Origin of the sequence: Ruminococcus sp. AM26-12LB, from assembly GCF_003480785.1 — a bacterium.
GTDB lineage: Bacteria > Bacillota > Clostridia > Lachnospirales > Lachnospiraceae > Blautia_A > Blautia_A fusiformis.
Genome location: NZ_QUJX01000012.1, coordinates 35,639 through 54,376 on the forward strand (window position 1 = coordinate 35,639; position 18,738 = coordinate 54,376).

Here is an 18,738-nt window from a genome sequence, read left to right on the forward strand (position 1 = left end):
AATGAAAGTGGTGAAGAGAGTGATCGTTGGTGTACTGGTTGCGGCATTGGCAGCCGGAGGAATCTACACAGGGCTTATGCATGTGAAAGAATCCAAGGTAACAGAGGTGCCGGTAACCAGCGTCAGCAATCTTCAGACGGACTGGTATTCGGAGACAACACTGGATGGAACCATCACCACGAATGTTTCTCAGAATGTAAATATGGATAAAGATATGATCATCGAGAAAATATATGTATCCCAGGGTGATGATGTAAAAAAAGGCGATAATCTGATCTCCTTTGATATGACACTTGTAGAGATGGAACTGAATATTGCAAAGCTGAAACAGCAGAAGCAGGAGCAGGATCTGACCAAAGCACAGAACCGTCTGACAAGTCTTCAGAATGGAGGTCCCATCGAAGACAGTACAGACAGTACTGATGATACGGACCTGAATCTTACAGGTGGTGATACAGGAGGTGACGGAGAAATGACAAATACCGATACACCTTCCGGAAGTGACGGAGACGAGGATATGCAGTCAACTACTGGTTCCGCGGCTACTGCAGATGGCAGCTATCTTGCAGCGGTTTCCTCCAAGCCATTACTTCTCAGTGCCTTTACAGATACAGAAGGAGATCTTGAAGATTCTGCAGAGAAAGTTACCGAAGAAATGCCGTCCGGAGAAACGACGGACAGTGAAACAGAGCAGATGACCGGAGATGACACAGCGGATATGGAAGAGGATACAACTGCATCCGATGAGGATCTGATCATGGATCCGACTTACCAGGATCCTACTGTCAATGATATTACAGACGGAGAAACTACGGACTGGGGTTCCGGAGAAGATGACACCCCAACGGTATCTCCGACACCGACTCCCACACTGGGACCCAATGAGCTTCCTGATCCAAATATAACAGAACCGGAAATTCCGGGGATCACAGATGGTGAACCGGAATTTTATCAGAAGCTGGATTATACTTCTCAGCCGTTTACAGGAACCGGTACGGAAGAAGATCCCTATGTTTTTCTTGTAAGCAGTGCCAAAGGCAAAGTTACGGTGATGGGATCCTTCTTTAACAGAATGGCGGGATACAGTGAGGATGGAACCAAAGTGGTCCAGAAAGGCGGCAGCTGGTTCCAGCTGGAGTTTCATGAGAATGATACCATTGCTGATTTTCAGGACAGAACACTTTCCTGTACAGGATATTATCTGATCGATGGAAGTCTTCTTGAAAATCCGGTATATATGTATGCGGAAACAGAATTTACACTGGACGAGGCTTCCAAATATGACAACAATGATGATGAGATACCGGATGACAGCGGTGATGGAGATGACGGTACTGATGGCACAACCATGTCAAGAGAGGATGCGATCAAGATCCAGAAAAACAAGATCGCAAGTTTGAAACTGGATATTGAGGAAAATAATCTGAAAATCACTAAGCTGGAGAACAAAATAAAAAACAAGCTGATAACAAGCAAACTGGATGGAACGGTTGCTTACATCGGAGATGAAGTCACAGGTTCTTATAATGGAGATGCTTTTCTGAAAGTAAAAAGCAAGGATGGTTTTTATGTTACCGGAACGGTCAGCGAACTGATGCTGGATCAGATGAAGGAGGGAACACTTCTTCAGTGTACCAGTTATAATTCCGGCAGCTTTGAGGCGAAGGTACTGAATGTATCCGATTACCCGGTGGATTCTTCAAATGCTTATTATGGTGGAGATTCTAATCCCAATGTATCGTATTACACCTTTAATGCAGAGATCACAGATCGTTCATTGCAGTTTACCGACCAGGATTATGTGACGGTATCTCTGAAGTCAAATAAACTTGCCGAAGGCAGTATGGTTGTGATGAAGGCATTTATCCGTACGGAAAATGGAACCAGCTATGTATACAAAGACGTGAAGGGAACACTGAAAAAGCAGCAGATCACAGTGGGAAGCATTGTAAACAGCGGATATTATGCAGTTGTAACTTCAGGTCTGAAATCCGATGATCTTCTTGCTTTCCCATATGGTGATGCCGTGAAGGAGGGAGCCAAGACAAAAGAAGTGACTTTGGATGATATGTACAATGAATAAATAACAGGAAGGAGAAATTTCATGTTTGAAAATATACGCCTGGCTTTTCAGGGAATATGGTCACATAAGATGAGATCCTTTCTGACCATGCTGGGTATTATTATTGGTATTGCATCTATTATTGCAATTGTATCTACGATCAAAGGTACCAGTGAGCAGATCAAGGAAGATCTGATCGGGTCCGGAAACAATACCGTACAGGTTATGCTCTATGACGGAGACAGTACATACGATATGGATTATGGTTCTTACGGAAGCTCGGCCACACCGCCGGTTATTTCTGATTCCCAGAAAACGGCGATCGGAGACTTGGATCATGTGATCAGTTCTACATTTTATTACAGTAGCCAGTCTGCCAGTGTTTATTATAAAAACACAAGCTTTCAGGGCGGAACCGTGTACGGGATCGACAGCAATTATCTGAAAACGATGGGATACCTGGTCCAGTCCGGGCGGGGATTTGTACAAAAAGATTATGACAGCTACCGAAAGGTTGCTCTTGTGGATTCCAATGCTGCACAGAATATTTTCGGAAGTGAGAGCCCTGTAGGGAAAACCATTGAGGTGGGATCAGAACCGTATATCATTGTAGGTGTGATCACTCAGAGTGAGGACAGCATGCCGAAGATCAATACGATTTCTGAATACGAGGAATATTCGCAGACGATCATGGGAAGCGTGATGATCCCGGATACTACCTGGCCTGTTGCATTTAAATTTGATCAGCCGCAAAATGTGACAGTCCGTGCAGACAGCACAGATAATATGAGTTCTGTAGGAAAAGCAGCAGAGGATATTCTGAATACAGGAATCCAGAATGAAAAAAACAAATCGAACTTTAAATATAAAGCGGAAGACATTATGGAGAAGGTTAAGAATCTCCAGAAGCTCAGCGAAAGTACCAATCAGCAGCTGATCTGGATCGCAAGTATCTCCCTGCTTGTTGGTGGTATCGGTGTTATGAATATCATGCTTGTATCTGTCACAGAACGTACCAGCGAGATCGGACTGAAAAAAGCTATCGGAGCAAGAAAAAAAGTGATCCTGGGACAGTTTCTGACGGAAGCTTCGGTGCTGACCAGTATCGGAGGAATCATTGGTGTGGTCCTTGGGATCATCCTGTCAAAAATGGTGTCTCAGGTGTCAGGAGCACCAACAGCCATCAGCGTTCCGGCAATTATCGGTTCTGTGGTATTTTCCATGCTGATCGGTCTGATCTTCGGACTTCTCCCATCTGTAAAGGCAGCTAATCTTAATCCGATCGATGCCCTTCGCAGTGAATAAAAAGATATACATACATATAGCATCTGCAATTGCCGGAAGGATTCCGGCGGCAGATGCTTATTTTTATATCTGAAAGTATTGTTCAGGTTTTATGAAGCTCTGCGGTCTTTATTTTGTCACTTTTGCTGTATATATGACAAAAAAAGAAAGTATAAATAGAGTTTTTACAGGTTTTTTAGAGATCATAAAAAAATCGTGGCAGAATCTTTGGATAGTGTGATATAATACATCATAAGTGGGCAAATATAAAAACAGAAGGAGATAATTTCATGAAGGTTTTGGAAGGTAAATCTGTATTTTCCGGTATTGCGATCGGTAAGATCTCAATCCTCCAGAAAGTTGACGCCAGTGTTAAACGTGTTCACGTGGAGGATCCGGAAGAAGAGGTAAAGCGTGTGGAGGCAGCCAGAGAGCAGGCTATGGCACAGCTTCAGAAGCTTTATGACAAGGCTCTTCAGGAAGTTGGAGAGTCCGGAGCGGCAATCTTTGAGGTTCATCAGATGATGCTGGATGATGATGACTATCTGGATTCCATCCACAACATTATCCGTACAGAGTCTGTAAATGCAGAATATGCGGTTGCAACAACTGGTGATAACTTCTCATCAATGTTCGCACAGATGGACGACGATTATATGAAAGCAAGAGCAGCTGATGTAAAGGATATCTCAGACCGTCTGGTACGTGTGCTTTCCGGCCATGGAGATGGAGAGCTTGAAGCATCCGAGCCGGTGATCGTAGTTGCAGAGGATCTTGCACCAAGTGAGACTGTACAGATGGATAAGAGCAAGGTTCTTGCTTTTGTCACAAGAAAAGGTTCTTCTAACTCACATACTGCGATTCTTGCGAGAACCATGAATATTCCGGCGCTGATCAATATTGAATACGATGAGTCCATGGACGGTAAGATGGCAGTCGTAGACGGAAAGAGCGGAAATCTGATCGTTGAGCCGGATGCAGAGACCCTTAAAAAATATGAGGATATGCGTGCCGATGAACTTGCACAGCGTGCAATGCTCAAAGAACTGAAAGGTAAAGAAACTGTTACCAAGAGCGGTCGTAAGCTCCACCTTTATGCCAACATCGGAAGTACAGGTGATGTTGCGAATGTACTTGCCAATGATGCGGAAGGCATCGGACTTTTCCGAAGTGAGTTCGTATACCTGGAAAAAGAAGACTATCCTACAGAGGAAGAGCAGTTCCAGGTTTACAAGACCGTAGCTCAGAATATGGCCGGTAAAAAAGTTATCATTCGTACTCTGGATATCGGAGCGGACAAGCAGATCGATTATTTCAATATGGCGCATGAGGAAAACCCTGCAATGGGATATCGTGCGATCCGTATCTGTCTGGACCGTCCGGAAGTATTTAAGACACAGCTGAGAGCACTTTTCCGCGCAAGCATGTTCGGAAATATTTCCATCATGTATCCGATGATCATCTCTGTAACAGAGGTGAAGCAGATCAAGGCCATTGTAGCAGAAGTAAAAGCAGAGCTTAAGGAACAGGGGATCCCGTTCCGTGATGACGTGGAGCAGGGTATCATGATCGAGACTCCGGCAGCTGTTATGATCAGTGATCTTCTTGCAAAAGAGGTTGATTTCTTCAGTATCGGAACCAATGATCTGACCCAGTATACACTGGCTATTGACCGTCAGAATGCAAAGCTTGACAACATTTATGATTCCCATCATGAGGCAGTTCTACGTATGATCCAGATGGTTGTGGATAATGCACACAAAGAAGGTATCTGGGCCGGAATCTGTGGTGAGCTTGGTGCGGACACTACACTTACTGAGAGATTTGTAGAGATGGGACTGGACGAGTTGTCCGTATCTCCGACATTTGTTCTTCCGGTTCGAAAGATCGTAAGAGAAATGAAATAAAACACAGATCATAAATATATAAGGATATTTTTGATAAATAGTGTGACAGCTGCTGTGCATAAATATTTGTATGGCAGCTGTTTTTTTAGTTACTGTTCACTGGTAATATTCCGCGAGGTGTTTTTTGTGAGCGAAGGTCACAGAAAATTTCCAATTGTGATATAGAAAAAAATATGATACACTAACATCATGGCTTTCTACAGCAGTTCAAAGAATTAGTCCATCAGGGGCTGATGTATTAATTCTTTGAACTGTGAGATAACAGACCAGGAGGAGAGAAAGAATGGGCAAAATTGCCATTGTAACAGACAGCAACAGCGGTATCACACAGGCCCAGGCAGAAGAGCTTGGCGTTTATGTGATACCGATGCCGTTTTATATTAATGAAAAAATGTATCTTGAAGGTGTAACTCTCACACAGGAAGAGTTTTATGAGAAGCTTAAGAAGGATGAACCAATCTCCACATCTCAGCCAAGTCCGGCTGATCTCTGTGATCTGTGGGACAAGCTTCTGAGAGATTATGAGGAAATCGTTCATATTCCGATGTCAAGCGGATTGAGTGCATCCTGTTCTACTGCAATGGGACTTGCTATTGATTATAATGGTCGTGTTCAGGTAGTGGACAATCAGCGGATTTCCGTAACACAGAGACAGTCTGTAATGGATGCTAAGATGCTTGCCGAGGCAGGAAAAAGTGCTGCAGAGATCAAGAAGATCCTTACAGATCAGAAACTCGATTCCAGTATTTATATCACACTTGACACCCTGAAATATCTGAAAAAAGGTGGCAGGATCACACCGGCAGCAGCAGCCATCGGAACGGTTCTGAACCTGAAGCCTGTACTTCAGATCCAGGGAGAGAAGCTGGATGCCTACGCCAAGGTCCGTGGCAAGAAGCAGGCCAAACGTGCCATGCTGAAGGCAATGAAGAGTGATTGGGAAACACGTTTTAAGGAATACGCATCTGACGGTGAGATGTGTCTTCAGGCTGCTTATACAGGAAATCTGGAAGAAGCAGAAGAATTTAAAAAAGAGATCCAGGAGGTATTTCCGGGAATGGAGATACATATGGATCCCCTTTCTTTAAGTGTTGCCTGCCATATCGGTTATGGTGCCCTTGCAGTCGCATGTTCAAGAAAAGTGACGTTATAAGCATAAAATACAGAAACAAAGATATGAGGAGTTTGAAACATGAAGAAGATTATGGAACAGATGGCGGAAGAACTTTCCGCAGCATTTGAAAAAGCAGGTTATGATCCGTCCTACGGAAAAGTTACTGTTTCCAACAGACCGGACTTATGTGAGTATCAGTGTAACGGTGCTATGGCAGGAGCCAAAGCATATCACAAGGCACCGTTTATGATCGCTGATGATGTGGTAGCACAGCTGTCAGACAGCCGGATCTTTTCCAGAGCAGAAGTTGTAAAGCCTGGATTTATCAACCTGGATGTGAAACCGGAATTTGTTGCAGAATACATGAATAAGATGGCAGAGGACGAGAAGCTTTCTGTTGAGATTGCCAAGAATCCGAAGACGATCATTATCGACTATGGCGGACCAAACGTTGCCAAGCCGCTTCACGTAGGACATCTCCGTTCTGCGATCATCGGTGAGAGCATCAAGCGTATCGGACGCTTTGTAGGACATAAGGTGATCGGTGATGTACATCTTGGAGACTGGGGCCTTCAGATGGGACTGATCATCACCGAGCTGAAACACCGGAAACCGGAGCTGGTATATTTTGATGACAGCTTTACCGGTGAATATCCGGCAGAAGCACCGTTTACTATCAGCGAGCTGGAAGAGATCTATCCATGTGCCAGTGGGAAGTCCAAAGAGGATGAGGCTTACCGTAATGAGGCACTGGAGGCAACCCACCTTCTTCAGCAGGGAAAACCCGGATACATGGCTCTCTGGAATCACATTATGAATGTATCTGTAACAGACCTTAAGAGAAACTATGCGAATCTGAACGTAGATTTTGACCTCTGGAAAAAAGAATCCGATGCACAGCCATACATTCCGGATATGGTAGAGGATATGAAGAAGCGAGGATTTGCCTATGAGGATCAGGGCGCTCTTGTTGTAGATGTAAAAGAAGAGAGTGATACCAAGGAGATTCCTCCATGTATGCTTCTGAAATCAGACGGAGCTTCTCTCTATACGACCACAGACCTTGCTACTATCGTAGAGCGTATGAAACTCTTTCAGCCGGATGAGATCCTTTATGTTGTTGACAAGCGTCAGGAGCTGCATTTTATCCAGGTATTCCGCTGCGCAAGAAAAACCGGTCTTGTAAATCCGGAAACCAAGCTTTCCTTCCTTGGTTTCGGTACCATGAATGGAAAAGACGGTAAACCGTTTAAGACAAGAGAAGGCGGTGTTATGCGTCTGGAGAACCTGATCGCAGACATTGATGAGGAAATGTATCGCAAGATCGTGGAGAATCGTAGTGTAAAAGATAAAGATGCAAAGGATACTGCCAAGATCGTAGGACTTTCCGCAATCAAATACGGAGATCTTTCCAACCAGGCGACCAAGGATTACATCTTTGATGTTGACCGCTTTACATCCTTTGAGGGAAATACAGGTCCGTATATCCTTTATACTATCGTTCGTATTAAGTCGATCCTGAACCGTTATGTACAGGAGGGAGGAGATTTAAGTACAGGTAAGATCCTTCCGGCAGTCAATGCCAGTGAGAAGAACCTGATGCTTCAGCTTTCCGGCTTTGCGGCAATGGTTGAGAACGCTTTTGAAGAAAAAGCACCACATAAGATCTGTGCATATATCTATGAGGTATCCAATGCATTTAACAGCTTTTACCATGAGACCAAGATCTTAAGCGAAGAGGATCAGGCACAGAAGGAATCCTTCCTTCAGCTGCTCCAGCTTACAAGAAGAGTGCTTGAGACAAGCATCGATCTTCTTGGATTCTCTGCACCGGATCGTATGTAAGGTATAGCTTTGCAGATACAAACACTATGAATAATGACAGACCGCCGGATAAAGAGACATTTTTGTCTGCTATATTCGGCGGACTTTTTTATATAGAAAGTTCTTTGCAAAAAGAACAGGACGTGCTATAATAGGACTTATCCTAAACGAGGGCAGATCACAAATATCTGCCTGACTATAAGTTATCTGTTTTTTTTCAAACCGGAATTCACCGGATTATCCCAAATCAATAAGAAACGTAATCATAAATATTGTCTGACAGAAATGAGAGGAAGGTGATCTGTCTGATCGGAAATGTTCTGAAAGAACGTTATTGCATTGTAGAACAAATTGGACATGGCGGAGGTGGAAGCCTTTATCTGGCAAAAGATATGGAGCTTGGTATCTGCCGTGCAGTGAAAGAGATACCGATCGCAAAGAAAAAAGAAGCCAGACTCATGCAGCATCTGGAATATCCTGCAATACCGAAGATTATCGATTATGTGGAAACAGGGGAGTACTGTTATCTGATCATGGAATATATCAAGGGTCAGTCGCTGGGAGAACTTCTCCGTTCAGGAAAACGGTTTTCTTTACGGGAAATCCTTGCTCTGGGAAAGGAGATTGCCAGAGTATTGGAATATCTTCACAGTCGGAAGCCACCGGTCTGTTACGGGGACCTGAAACCGGATAATCTTATGTTTTCTGAAACCGGGCATCTGTATCTGATAGATCTTGGAAGTGCCATGTTCGATCATGGAAAAAGAAAACAGATCTGTGAAGGAACGAAAGGCTATGCGGCGCCGGAGCAGTATCAGGGCTACTTAAGACCGGGAAGTGATATTTATGCTCTGGGGAAGACCCTGGAAAAGCTTTGCGGAAAAAAGAAATGGCAGTGGATTTTATATCCGGATTTTTTCTGGCTTCTGTTCCGATGTACCAGAAAACAGGAAAAATACAGATATTCGGATATGTCAGTGGTTCAGAAGAAAATCCAAAAGCTGGAAAACAGATATCGGATGATCACTTGGAGAAAACGATTTCTGGAAGCGGCAGCTGCAGGGATTCTGATAGGAACACTGATCTTGATAGCAGGATTGCTGAAAACGGAAGAATTTTCTGTGGCGATCTCAGAAGTAACAGATTTGTATTACGAAGCCAGACAGTATCCGGAAGACTCAAAAGATCGGGAAAAGTGCTGTATGGCAGCGGAAAAGAGACTCCAGAGGTTAAGTAGAAATTATGGGGAAAAAGAACAGCAGCGTCGTATTGAGCTATTGCTGGCATGGAATGCGGAGCTTTTGTGTGAACCGGAAAAAGCGGCTTTATATTATGAAAATCTTCTTCTGTATGATGCAGAATATCCTGTGGCTTACGGAGAATATGGGATGTTTCTTATTCGGACCGGGCAGAAAGAGGCCAGCAGAAAGCTGTGGGAAGATTATAAAAAGAAAGAAAAAGCGGAATTACTGGATGACAGTGAAAGCAGAAATCTGCAGCTTTGGGAGGAGATTAATGAGAAAAAGAAGAGAAAGTGATCAGAAAAAACCAAAAGAAATGAAAATTACTAGTAGGAAAACCTGTTTTATTGTTTTGTTTCTGCTGGTCTTATGCAGATGGATGATCCCTTCCATTGCTGTCTATGGATTTGATGTGTCAGGAATGGATAGTTTTGATACCGGCGGATTTGATATGAATGTGGGAGAAGGAACCGGACAGCTACCGGAAGACTGGGAAGAAAGCTATGCAGGAGAAGGAAGTGATGATAGTAATTGGAACAGAGAAGAAGGAAATACTGAGGAGTATTCCGCTGCCTGGGCAGAATCAGAGAATGATCAGGAGGAGTCTGCACAATGGAATTTAGATTTTCAGACAGATGAGGTACGTTCTCAGGAAGAAAGCTTTATGGAAAATGGAGAAGATCCGGGGGTCGGGGGAGAAGGCTATGAAGTTCAGGAACCGGATATCAGACAAGATGAAAATCCGGGGATAACTATTCCGAAAGAAGCAGAGATAGCTGATACGCTTGCGGAAAAACTGACGGAAACGCCGATACCAACAAAACTGCCAATACTGACTGAACAACCAATCCCCATACAGACAGTGACAGCAAGTCCATCTGTAACGTTGACTCAAAAACCAGTTCGAAAGTCAGTGACAGATGCATCAAAGAGGGAGAAGAAGCAAAATCCGGCATTATCTTACTATCGGACAGAACCAACAGGAACGTCGGATAGGAAAAAAGAAAAAGAGCAAAAACCGGTGATCCGAATGAAAACAGACGGTAACAGGATCCGGATAGAGATCAGTCCGGATATTCCGTTCCAGATCCTTTCATTTCGGATCAATGGAAAAGAATGTGATTTTTACTGGCAGGGAAAAAAGCTTCTGGCGGAATTACCGAAAAAAAGCAGAAATCCCTGGAAAGCAGAACTCATGGGTTTTGTGAAATCCGGGAAGCTGTACTATGAAACCATGGACTTACCAGAAAAACAGTGATACAATAGGCATACTTACTGATTATTTTATACAACAGGAGGAATTTATGTATAAGGCAATCTTTTTTGATCTGGACGGAACACTGACAGAATCCGGAGAGGGGATTACGAAATCTGTACAGTATGCACTGGAGAAGCTTGGAGTTTCGGCACCGGAGCTGGAGCCATTGAAGGTTTTTGTGGGTCCGCCGCTTCTGGAACAGTTTATGAAATATGCGGGATTTGATAAAGAGACAGCGCAGAAGGGAATCGAATATTACAGAGAGCGGTATTCAGAAAAAGGAATGTATGAGAATACCGTTTATCCGGGCGTGGAAAACACTCTGGCAGAACTGAAACGTCGTGGCTACAGAATGGCTGTGGCGTCTGCGAAACCGACCTTTTACGTAACACAGATCATGGACCATTTTAATCTGAGCCGGTATTTTGAGGTGATCGCCGGGACGGACCTCAATGGACCGAAAGTAACCAAATCTCAGGTGATCGAGGAAGCTCTGGAAAGAATGAGCCTTTCTGACCACCGTGACCAGGTGATCATGGTGGGTGACAGAGAACATGACATTCTCGGAGCCAGACGATGCGGGATCCAGTGTGTGGCTGTATCTTACGGATATGGAAGCAGAGAAGAACTGGAAAAGGCACAGCCTCTTCAGATCGTAGCTTCCGCAGATGAACTTCTGAATTTTTTCGTCTGACCCCTCTGCACAGACAGAATATTTTTCAAATAGTGTGGAGGGAGCTTTATCCGGCAGGAATCCATTATCTTATCGGACAGATCCTCGGAAGCGCCGTGCTTCTCTGGCTGACAGGGCATGTCGGCAACGCACAGGAAAGGTACTATAGTTATACGCTGGTGATCACCGGACTTACCGGAGTGTTGGTTATGTTTCCGGCAGTATATTTTTACCGGAAGGATCGTATAGGAAGGCTGATTGGCGGTTTGACTTCCGTTGAGGAACAAAGGCTATCTATTCCTGAAATGCTGCTTCTTCTTGCTGCTGGAGCCGGATTTGCCCAGTATGCCAATGTGCTGGTGGCGATCCTGCAGAACTGGATCTCATCCAGCTATGGAGAGACGATGACGAAGATTACCTCAGGAAAGAGTTTGTTTATGATGATCTTCTGGATGGGGATCATAGCGCCTGTTGCAGAAGAAATGATCTTTCGCTGGCTGATCTATCTGCGACTTCGGGATCACTTTTCTGTACTGTTTTCCGCTGTGATCTCTGCGGCGTTTTTCGGAATTTATCACGGAAATGTCCTGCAGGCTGTGTATGCGTTTGTTCTGGGAGGGATTTTTGCGTGGTTTCTGGAGATGGGCGGTAATAAGTGGACCAGTGTGCTGATGCACATCGGAGCCAATACCTGGATACTTATTTTCAGTGAATACGCCCAGACTCTGGTGGAAAAAGCCGGAGCAGGAAGCCTTCTGATGATCTATGGCGTTTTTGCGGCAGCGATGATTGGAGGATATCAGTATTTTGCACGCCGGGGAGAAAAACGTGGCTACCGGGCTGTCTGATCCAATGTGGAACACGAATGTCTGCCTGCTACTGGATCAGGCAGAGTGATAGATGAATATTTGCTTTACAGAGAATCTGTAGTGGAATCATAGTATAAGGATGCCATTACAGATTTTTTTATAAAAATATGCCGGAATCTTTTGCTGCCGGTAAATTTATATAGATTTTATATTTATTTAAGAGACCATTTCTTGCGTACCTTTGTATCATGTGCTATCATAAGTGTATTAAAAGAATTAATACACTTAATACACAGATTACAGAGAAAGGAGCGTCGTATGTTATTCTTGGACTATCAGGACAGACGTCCCATTTACGAGCAGATCGTAGAGAAATTCCGGATGCTGATCCTGTCAGGAGCTGTGGAGCCATCTTCCAAGATGCCGTCTGTGCGGCAGCTGGCCGTGGAATTATCCATCAATCCCAATACCATCCAGCGGGCATATATGGAACTGGAGCAGCAGGGGCTGATCTGTCCGGTGAAGGGAAAAGGCAGTTTTGTCACAGACAGCAGCAGGATCAGGCAGATTGGTATGGAAGAAACCTTAAGTGAGCTGAAAAAGATCACAGAAAAGGGAATGGCTCTGGGAGTAGGGGAGGAAGAAATGATCGGTGTGATCCGCTTATGCTATAAGGAGGGAAACAATGATTGAGATAAAAAACTGCAGCAAAGCTTTTGGTAAGATACAGGCAGTAAATAAGGTCACCATGGATATCGGGGAACGGGAGGTTTTTGGACTGATTGGCTCCAACGGTGCGGGAAAAAGTACTCTGCTCCGTATCATGGCCGGGATCATCCGTCAGGACAGAGGAGAGGTGCTGATGGATGAAGAACCGGTTTTTGAAAATGAAAGGATCAAAGAGCATTTTTTCTACATCCCGGACGATGCATATATTCCGGCAAATTACAATGCTCTGGACATGGCAGAATTTTACCGTTGTATTTATCCGGGATTTCAGCAGGCGCGTTTTGAGACAATGATGAAGCAGTTTCATCTGGATGGAAAACGAAAAATCAGCACTTTTTCCAAGGGAATGAAGAAACAGCTTCTGGTGATCCTGGGAATCAGTACAGGAACGAAATATCTGTTTTGTGATGAAACCTTTGATGGCCTGGACCCGGTAATGCGCCAGGCAGTAAAAAGTATTTTTGCATCGGAGATCATGAGTCGTGAATTTACGCCGGTGATCGCTTCCCACAATCTTCGTGAGCTGGAAGATATCTGCGATCACATCGGGCTTCTTCATCAGGGAGGAATTCTCCTTTCCAGAGATCTGGAGGATATGAAATTCCACATCCATAAGATCCAGTGTGTACTTACTGACAAAAAGAAAGAAGAAGAATTAAAGAAAGAGCTGGATGTTTTGAAAACAGAGCATCAGGGCTCCCTGCTGCTTATTACTGCAAGGGGAACAAGAAGAGAGATCATGGAGAAGATACAGGCAAAAAATCCTCTTTTCTGCGAAGTGCTCCCACTGACTCTGGAAGAAATATTTATCAGCGAAACGGAGGTGGCAGGCTATGAAGTCAAAAATTTATTCCAGTGAGTATATGAAATCCTCTTCTAAAGGACAAAGATGGATCCCGGCATTTGCCATGATCGCATTTCTCCTTGCATTTCCGGTAGCGGAACTTATTCTGATGGGAAAATGGAATGAGCGCAGTTATACTCAGAGTCAGCTTTCCTATCTGTATTCCAGCCTGTGGAGCAGTGACTTTCTCACAATGGGAGCAGCTGTGGCTGCGGTAACCGCATGTTTTGCAGCAGTAAGCGGCTTCTGGTATCTGTATTCCCCGAGAAAAGTGGATTTCTATCACAGCCTTCCGGTAAAGCGAAGTGCACTGTTTCTGCACAGAGTATTGTTGGCTGTTCTTTATTATCTGGTGCCATATGTGATCATGGAATTTGCTGCGGTATGCATCGGGGCAGCCAGAGGATATTACAGCCTTTCCATTATGAAAAAGGCACTGATCCTGCTGGTGCTCCATCTCCTGATGTATCTTCTGGTGTATTTTTCCACAGTGCTGGTGATCGCCTGCACCGGTACCATGTTGATGGGAGCACTTGCATGGGCAGGGCTTTTTACCTACAGTATCGTTCTGGCAGTGATGCTGCAGTTAAGCGGACATTTATTTTTTGATACCTGGTACGAGGGCAGTTACGGAATTCTGGCAGCAGTGCGGAATCTGGGATCTCCTCTTATGGTGATCGTAAGCTTTATAGATAGATACAGCAGCGGAAGCTTTGGAAAGCAGTTGCTGATACTGATCCTCACGCTGTTTATCATGGCAGCACTTTCCTGGATGGCATTTTGCAGACGAAGGTCAGAGAATACCGGAAAAGCTCTGGTATATACCTGGATGGAGCCGGTCTTAAGTGCCCTGATCACAATACCATCCGGACTGGGGATCGGTCTGATCTTTTATATGATTCCGGAAGATTCATCCAAAACAGCATGGTGGATCTTCGGAATGATACTGGGAACGATCCTGGTCCATGGAATTCTGGAAGTGATCTATGAAATGGATTTTCGCAGATTTTTCCGCAGAAAAGTGCAGCTTATGATCCTTGGAGGTGTTGTGGCAATCTGTGCGCTGACCATGAAAATGGATCTTCTGGGATATGACAGTTATTTTCCGGCTTATGACAATCTTCAGGGAGTTGTGATAAATGTAAGCAATCTTTCATATACAGAGCAGCTTTGCAATGTGGAAAAAAAAGAAAGCGGAATCTATAAGATCCGGTATACTGCCACCTCAGACAATAGTTCCGGTCTGCTGGATCAGCCGGTGATGAAGAGTAAAGCATTGTATAACAGTCTGAAGGATATCAGGCTTCAGAATGAAAAAGAAAAAAGATCCGGAAGGCGTATGTATGTACGCTACATAAATAAACAAGGGTTCAGTGTCTGCAGAAGCTATAGTGTATCTTCTGCACAGGCGCAGAATCTTATGGAAGCCCTGTATGATGAGCAGACATGGAAAGAAGACAGATATTCATTTTTCCAGCTGGACAAACAGTATCTGAAAGAGGTTACCGGTATTTTCTGTGACGGAGATATTCATTCTTTATTTGAAAAAAATGCAGAGAAGCGTCAGGCACTGGCAGAGGCACTGAGAAAGGACATTCTGGAAAACGGCGGTCAGACAGTAAAAGACCAGCCATGTGCAATGCTGATGTTCGATTATACGGGAATTCCGTCAGAAGGCTACATGGATGAATGGGGAATGAATGTACCGGCTGTGCAGGAAGGAGAGAATGTGTCCACCTCCGTTCTGGTGTATCCGTCATATAAGAGAACACTTGCAATTTTGGAAGAAACAGGATATCCTCTTTCTATGGATGAGCTGTCTGTTGAGTATATTGATGTTTATTACTTCAGCTCCGAAGCTGCCGGCGAAGATGATGAAGCTTTTTCCGACACTGAGCCCATTTCGGATCTTGAAGAAACAGAGAACGGTTATAAAGTCCGTTACGATAAAAAGGAACAGCTGGAAGCCCTGAAAAAATGTATCCGTCCATCACAGCTGGTAAACGGATGGACTATCTGGAATGCAGATGCCACAATGGAAGTGGTTCTGGAAGGACAAGAGAGCACCGGCGGGGATTCCGGACTTTATATGACATTTGTCGGTGAGATCCCGGATTTTATCAGAGCAGATGCAAAGGCAGCCCATGTAACAGAATGGGAGGTAAATGATTAATGGAAAAACCAGTCCGGCTGGATAAATTTCTGGCAGATGCCGGCGCAGGTACAAGAAGCGAGGTAAAAAAATACATACAGAAGGGTCAGGTGCAGGTTAACGGGAAATCTGTGAAGAAACCGGAGCTGAAGGTAACAGAAGAAGATCAGGTGGTTATGAACGGGCAGGAGCTCCATGCTGCACCGGAATATGTATACTATCTTTTTAACAAGCCGGCAGGCTGTGTCAGCGCAACGGAGGACTTCAGAGATAAAACGGTTCTCGACTACATTGAAGAGAAAGACAGAAGAAAGGGTCTTTTTCCGGTGGGACGCTTGGATAAAGATACAGAAGGCTTTCTTCTGATCACAGATGACGGTCCTCTGGCACACGAGCTTCTTTCTCCGAAAAAGCATGTGGATAAGACCTACTATGCAAAAGTATCCGGGAAAGTGACAGAAGAAGATGTCGTGAAGCTGGCAGAAGGCGTGGATATCGGGGAAAAAGATCTCACACGACCGGCAAGGCTGGAGATCCTTTCTACCTGGGAGTCCGGCACAGAATCTGCAGAAGCCGGTAAGAACTGGGAATCTGAGATCCGACTTACCATCCACGAGGGAAAATTCCATCAGGTAAAACGGATGATGGAGGCACTGGGAAAAAAAGTAACTTATTTGAAAAGACTATCCATGGGGCCGCTGGCGCTTCCTTCAGATCTTCCGACAGGAAAATATCGTTCGCTCACCGAAAAAGAGCTGGAGCTTCTGAAGTCTGCCGGAAACCGCTGAAAAACAGAAAAAAATTGGAAAAATCCCCTTTACATAAGGGGATTTTCTATGCTATAATTCAGAAGTTGCAAAAATAAGCACGCACGGCGATTCTATAAGGATGGTGCCCTACGGTGTGAGGATGGGTCCAGAGAGAAGGCGACCTGTGCGGAAGAATTTAACCAAAAAGGAGAAAAGACATGAGCGTTATTTCAATGAAGCAGCTTTTAGAGGCAGGTGTTCATTTCGGACATCAGACAAGAAGATGGAACCCTAAAATGGCTCCGTACATCTACACAGAGAGAAATGGTATCTATATCATCGATCTTCAGCAGTCTGTAGGAATGGTTGACGATGCTTACAATGCAGTAGCAGATATCGTTGCCAACGGTGGACACATCCTTTTCGTAGGAACTAAGAAACAGGCTCAGGATGCTATCCGTACAGAGGCAGAGCGTTGTGGAGAGTTCTTCGTAAATGAGAGATGGCTTGGTGGTATGCTTACAAACTTCAAGACAATCCAGAGCCGTATCGCAAGACTGAAAGAGATCGAGACAATGGAAGCTGACGGAACATTCGACGTACTTCCTAAGAAAGAAGTTATCGAGCTTCGCAAAGAGCTTGTTAAGCTTCAGAAGAACCTTGGCGGAATCAAAGAGATGAAGAGAATCCCGGATGCTATCTTTATCGTAGATCCTAAGAAAGAGAGAATCTGCGTACAGGAGGCTCATACACTTGGAATCCCGCTTATCGGTATCTGCGATACTAACTGTGATCCGGAAGAGCTTGACTATGTGATCCCGGGAAATGACGATGCTATCCGTGCAGTAAAACTCATCGTTTCCAAGATGGCTGACGCTGTTATCGAGGCTAAGCAGGGAACTGCTGAGGCAGATGGCGAGATCGAGGCTGAGTCTGAGGAGTTTGCAGCTACAGAGGAATAATTCGTATAAACAGAATATTTCAGGAGGAAACGAACAATGGCTATTACAGCAGCACAGGTAAAAGAGTTAAGAGAGATGACCGGCGCCGGAATGATGGATTGTAAGAAAGCTCTTACATCTACAGATGGTGATATGGATAAAGCAGTTGAGTTCCTGCGTGAGAAGGGTCTTGCTACAGCACAGAAGAAAGCAAGCCGTATTGCAGCAGAGGGTCTTTGCAAAACTCTAGTAACAGAGGATGGAAAGAAAGCAGTCGTTGTTGAGGTTAATGCTGAGACAGACTTCGTTGCAAAGAACGAAAAATTCCAGAGCTATGTTGCAGATGTTGCAGCACAGGCACTTAACACAACAGCAGCTGATATCGATGCTTTCCTTGCTGAGGCATGGGCACTTGATACAACTAAGACTGTAAAAGAGGCTCTTGCAGCTCAGATCGCAGTAATCGGCGAGAACATGAACATCCGTAGATTTGCTCAGGTTGAGGAGCAGAACGGATTCATCGCTTCCTACACTCATATGGGTGGAAAGATCGGCGTTCTTGTAGACGTTGAGACAGATGTTGTTAACGATGCTGTTAAAGAGATGGCTAAGAACGTAGCTATGCAGATCGCAGCTCTGAAACCGCAGTACACAAGCGACAAGGAAGTAAGCGCTGACTATATCGAGCATGAGAAAGAGATCCTTATGGCTCAGATTCAGAACGACCCGAAGGAGTCCCAGAAACCGGCTAAGGTTATCGAGGGAATGATCACAGGACGTATTAAGAAAGAGCTCAAAGAGATCTGTCTTCTTGACCAGACATACGTAAAAGCAGAGGACGGAAAACAGTCCGTTGCTAAATACGTAGAGCAGGTAGCAAAAGAGAACGGCGCTAAGATCCAGATCAAAGGCTTCGTTCGCTACGAGACAGGCGATGGTCTTGAGAAAAAAGAAGAGAACTTCGCTGAGGAAGTTGCAAAGCAGATGGGTAAATAATCTGATATCTGCAGATCTTTAATAAGATCCATAAAACCCTTGAAAATCCAGTATTTTCAAGGGTTTTTCTTATATTATCCACTTCATATACTACATTATAAAATATGGATAGACTATAGTAACAGGAAGTTGCTTTTCAGAACATGGATCTATCT

15 protein-coding genes are annotated in these 18,738 nt (G+C 44.4%); all 15 read left to right on the forward strand.

Translation table 11 applies throughout. The features are described from left to right. The first annotated feature begins 1 nt into the window (after nucleotide 1). The 15 genes from DW694_RS10235 to tsf all read left to right on the forward strand — a co-directional run bounded on the left by DW694_RS10235 (nucleotide 2) and on the right by tsf (nucleotide 18,583). A complete protein-coding gene (locus DW694_RS10235; protein ID WP_021650387.1) occupies nucleotides 2-2,083 on the forward strand; it encodes a hypothetical protein in 2,082 nt (693 codons plus the stop codon). A gap of 21 nt (nucleotides 2,084-2,104) precedes the next feature. Beyond that, nucleotides 2,105-3,367, forward strand: coding sequence for an ABC transporter permease (locus tag DW694_RS10240; RefSeq protein WP_021650388.1), 1,263 nt, complete (start codon nucleotides 2,105-2,107; stop codon nucleotides 3,365-3,367). Nucleotides 3,368-3,636: 269 nt separating this feature from the next. Next, nucleotides 3,637-5,253 carry a phosphoenolpyruvate--protein phosphotransferase gene (ptsP, locus tag DW694_RS10245; protein ID WP_118752944.1) on the forward strand — a complete coding sequence of 539 codons (1,617 nt, stop codon included), beginning with the start codon at nucleotides 3,637-3,639 and terminating at the stop codon, nucleotides 5,251-5,253. Nucleotides 5,254-5,536: 283 nt separating this feature from the next. Beyond that, nucleotides 5,537-6,406 carry a DegV family protein gene (locus DW694_RS10250; protein WP_021650390.1) on the forward strand — a complete coding sequence of 290 codons (870 nt, stop codon included), beginning with the start codon at nucleotides 5,537-5,539 and terminating at the stop codon, nucleotides 6,404-6,406. Nucleotides 6,407-6,445: 39 nt separating this feature from the next. Then, a complete protein-coding gene (gene argS / locus DW694_RS10255; protein WP_021650391.1) occupies nucleotides 6,446-8,212 on the forward strand; it encodes an arginine--tRNA ligase in 1,767 nt (588 codons plus the stop codon). A 275-nt stretch (nucleotides 8,213-8,487) separates the two neighbouring features. Next, a complete protein-coding gene (locus tag DW694_RS10260) occupies nucleotides 8,488-9,729 on the forward strand; it encodes a serine/threonine-protein kinase (protein ID WP_049946976.1) in 1,242 nt (413 codons plus the stop codon). Further along, on the forward strand, nucleotides 9,707-10,690 hold the full coding sequence (locus DW694_RS10265) for a hypothetical protein (RefSeq protein WP_021650393.1): 984 nt from the start codon (nucleotides 9,707-9,709) through the stop codon (nucleotides 10,688-10,690). Before DW694_RS10260 ends, DW694_RS10265 begins: the two co-directional genes overlap by 23 nt. A 46-nt stretch (nucleotides 10,691-10,736) precedes the next feature. Next, complete coding sequence (locus DW694_RS10270) at nucleotides 10,737-11,384, forward strand: HAD family hydrolase (protein WP_044960674.1); 648 nt, start codon at nucleotides 10,737-10,739, stop codon at nucleotides 11,382-11,384. 32 nt (nucleotides 11,385-11,416) lie between these two features. Further along, the gene (locus DW694_RS10275; RefSeq protein ID WP_021650395.1) at nucleotides 11,417-12,211 is read left to right on the forward strand and encodes a CPBP family intramembrane glutamic endopeptidase; all 795 of its coding nucleotides are present in this window, start codon (nucleotides 11,417-11,419) and stop codon (nucleotides 12,209-12,211) included. Nucleotides 12,212-12,490: 279 nt separating this feature from the next. Continuing rightward, entirely contained in the window at nucleotides 12,491-12,865 is a 375-nt protein-coding gene (locus DW694_RS10280; RefSeq protein WP_015524662.1) for a GntR family transcriptional regulator, read from the forward strand. Continuing rightward, a complete protein-coding gene (locus tag DW694_RS10285; RefSeq protein WP_021650396.1) occupies nucleotides 12,858-13,760 on the forward strand; it encodes an ABC transporter ATP-binding protein in 903 nt (300 codons plus the stop codon). The genes DW694_RS10280 and DW694_RS10285 overlap by 8 nt, the downstream gene beginning before the upstream one ends. Then, nucleotides 13,735-15,918 carry a DUF6449 domain-containing protein gene (locus DW694_RS10290; RefSeq protein ID WP_118752945.1) on the forward strand — a complete coding sequence of 728 codons (2,184 nt, stop codon included), beginning with the start codon at nucleotides 13,735-13,737 and terminating at the stop codon, nucleotides 15,916-15,918. The genes DW694_RS10285 and DW694_RS10290 overlap by 26 nt, the downstream gene beginning before the upstream one ends. Next, nucleotides 15,918-16,685: a pseudouridine synthase gene (locus DW694_RS10295; RefSeq protein ID WP_110102466.1), complete on the forward strand. Its 768-nt coding sequence runs from the start codon at nucleotides 15,918-15,920 to the stop codon at nucleotides 16,683-16,685. The genes DW694_RS10290 and DW694_RS10295 overlap by 1 nt, the downstream gene beginning before the upstream one ends. A gap of 179 nt (nucleotides 16,686-16,864) precedes the next feature. Next, nucleotides 16,865-17,608: a 30S ribosomal protein S2 gene (rpsB, locus tag DW694_RS10300; protein ID WP_044960678.1), complete on the forward strand. Its 744-nt coding sequence runs from the start codon at nucleotides 16,865-16,867 to the stop codon at nucleotides 17,606-17,608. A gap of 36 nt (nucleotides 17,609-17,644) precedes the next feature. After that, entirely contained in the window at nucleotides 17,645-18,583 is a 939-nt protein-coding gene (tsf, locus tag DW694_RS10305) for a translation elongation factor Ts (RefSeq protein ID WP_110102467.1), read from the forward strand. The last annotated feature ends 155 nt before the right edge of the window (nucleotides 18,584-18,738 follow it).

Coding starts and splice junctions, on each gene's coding strand:
- DW694_RS10265 (WP_021650393.1), top strand. CDS start 9,707: ATGAGAAAAAGAAGAGAAAGTGATCAGAAAAAACCAAAAGAAATGAAA.
- DW694_RS10235 (WP_021650387.1), top strand. CDS start 2: ATGAAAGTGGTGAAGAGAGTGATCGTTGGTGTACTGGTTGCGGCATTG.
- rpsB (WP_044960678.1), top strand. CDS start 16,865: ATGAGCGTTATTTCAATGAAGCAGCTTTTAGAGGCAGGTGTTCATTTC.
- DW694_RS10240 (WP_021650388.1), top strand. CDS start 2,105: ATGTTTGAAAATATACGCCTGGCTTTTCAGGGAATATGGTCACATAAG.
- DW694_RS10285 (WP_021650396.1), top strand. CDS start 12,858: ATGATTGAGATAAAAAACTGCAGCAAAGCTTTTGGTAAGATACAGGCA.
- tsf (WP_110102467.1), top strand. CDS start 17,645: ATGGCTATTACAGCAGCACAGGTAAAAGAGTTAAGAGAGATGACCGGC.
- DW694_RS10295 (WP_110102466.1), top strand. CDS start 15,918: ATGGAAAAACCAGTCCGGCTGGATAAATTTCTGGCAGATGCCGGCGCA.
- DW694_RS10270 (WP_044960674.1), top strand. CDS start 10,737: ATGTATAAGGCAATCTTTTTTGATCTGGACGGAACACTGACAGAATCC.
- DW694_RS10290 (WP_118752945.1), top strand. CDS start 13,735: ATGAAGTCAAAAATTTATTCCAGTGAGTATATGAAATCCTCTTCTAAA.
- DW694_RS10280 (WP_015524662.1), top strand. CDS start 12,491: ATGTTATTCTTGGACTATCAGGACAGACGTCCCATTTACGAGCAGATC.
- ptsP (WP_118752944.1), top strand. CDS start 3,637: ATGAAGGTTTTGGAAGGTAAATCTGTATTTTCCGGTATTGCGATCGGT.
- DW694_RS10250 (WP_021650390.1), top strand. CDS start 5,537: ATGGGCAAAATTGCCATTGTAACAGACAGCAACAGCGGTATCACACAG.
- argS (WP_021650391.1), top strand. CDS start 6,446: ATGAAGAAGATTATGGAACAGATGGCGGAAGAACTTTCCGCAGCATTT.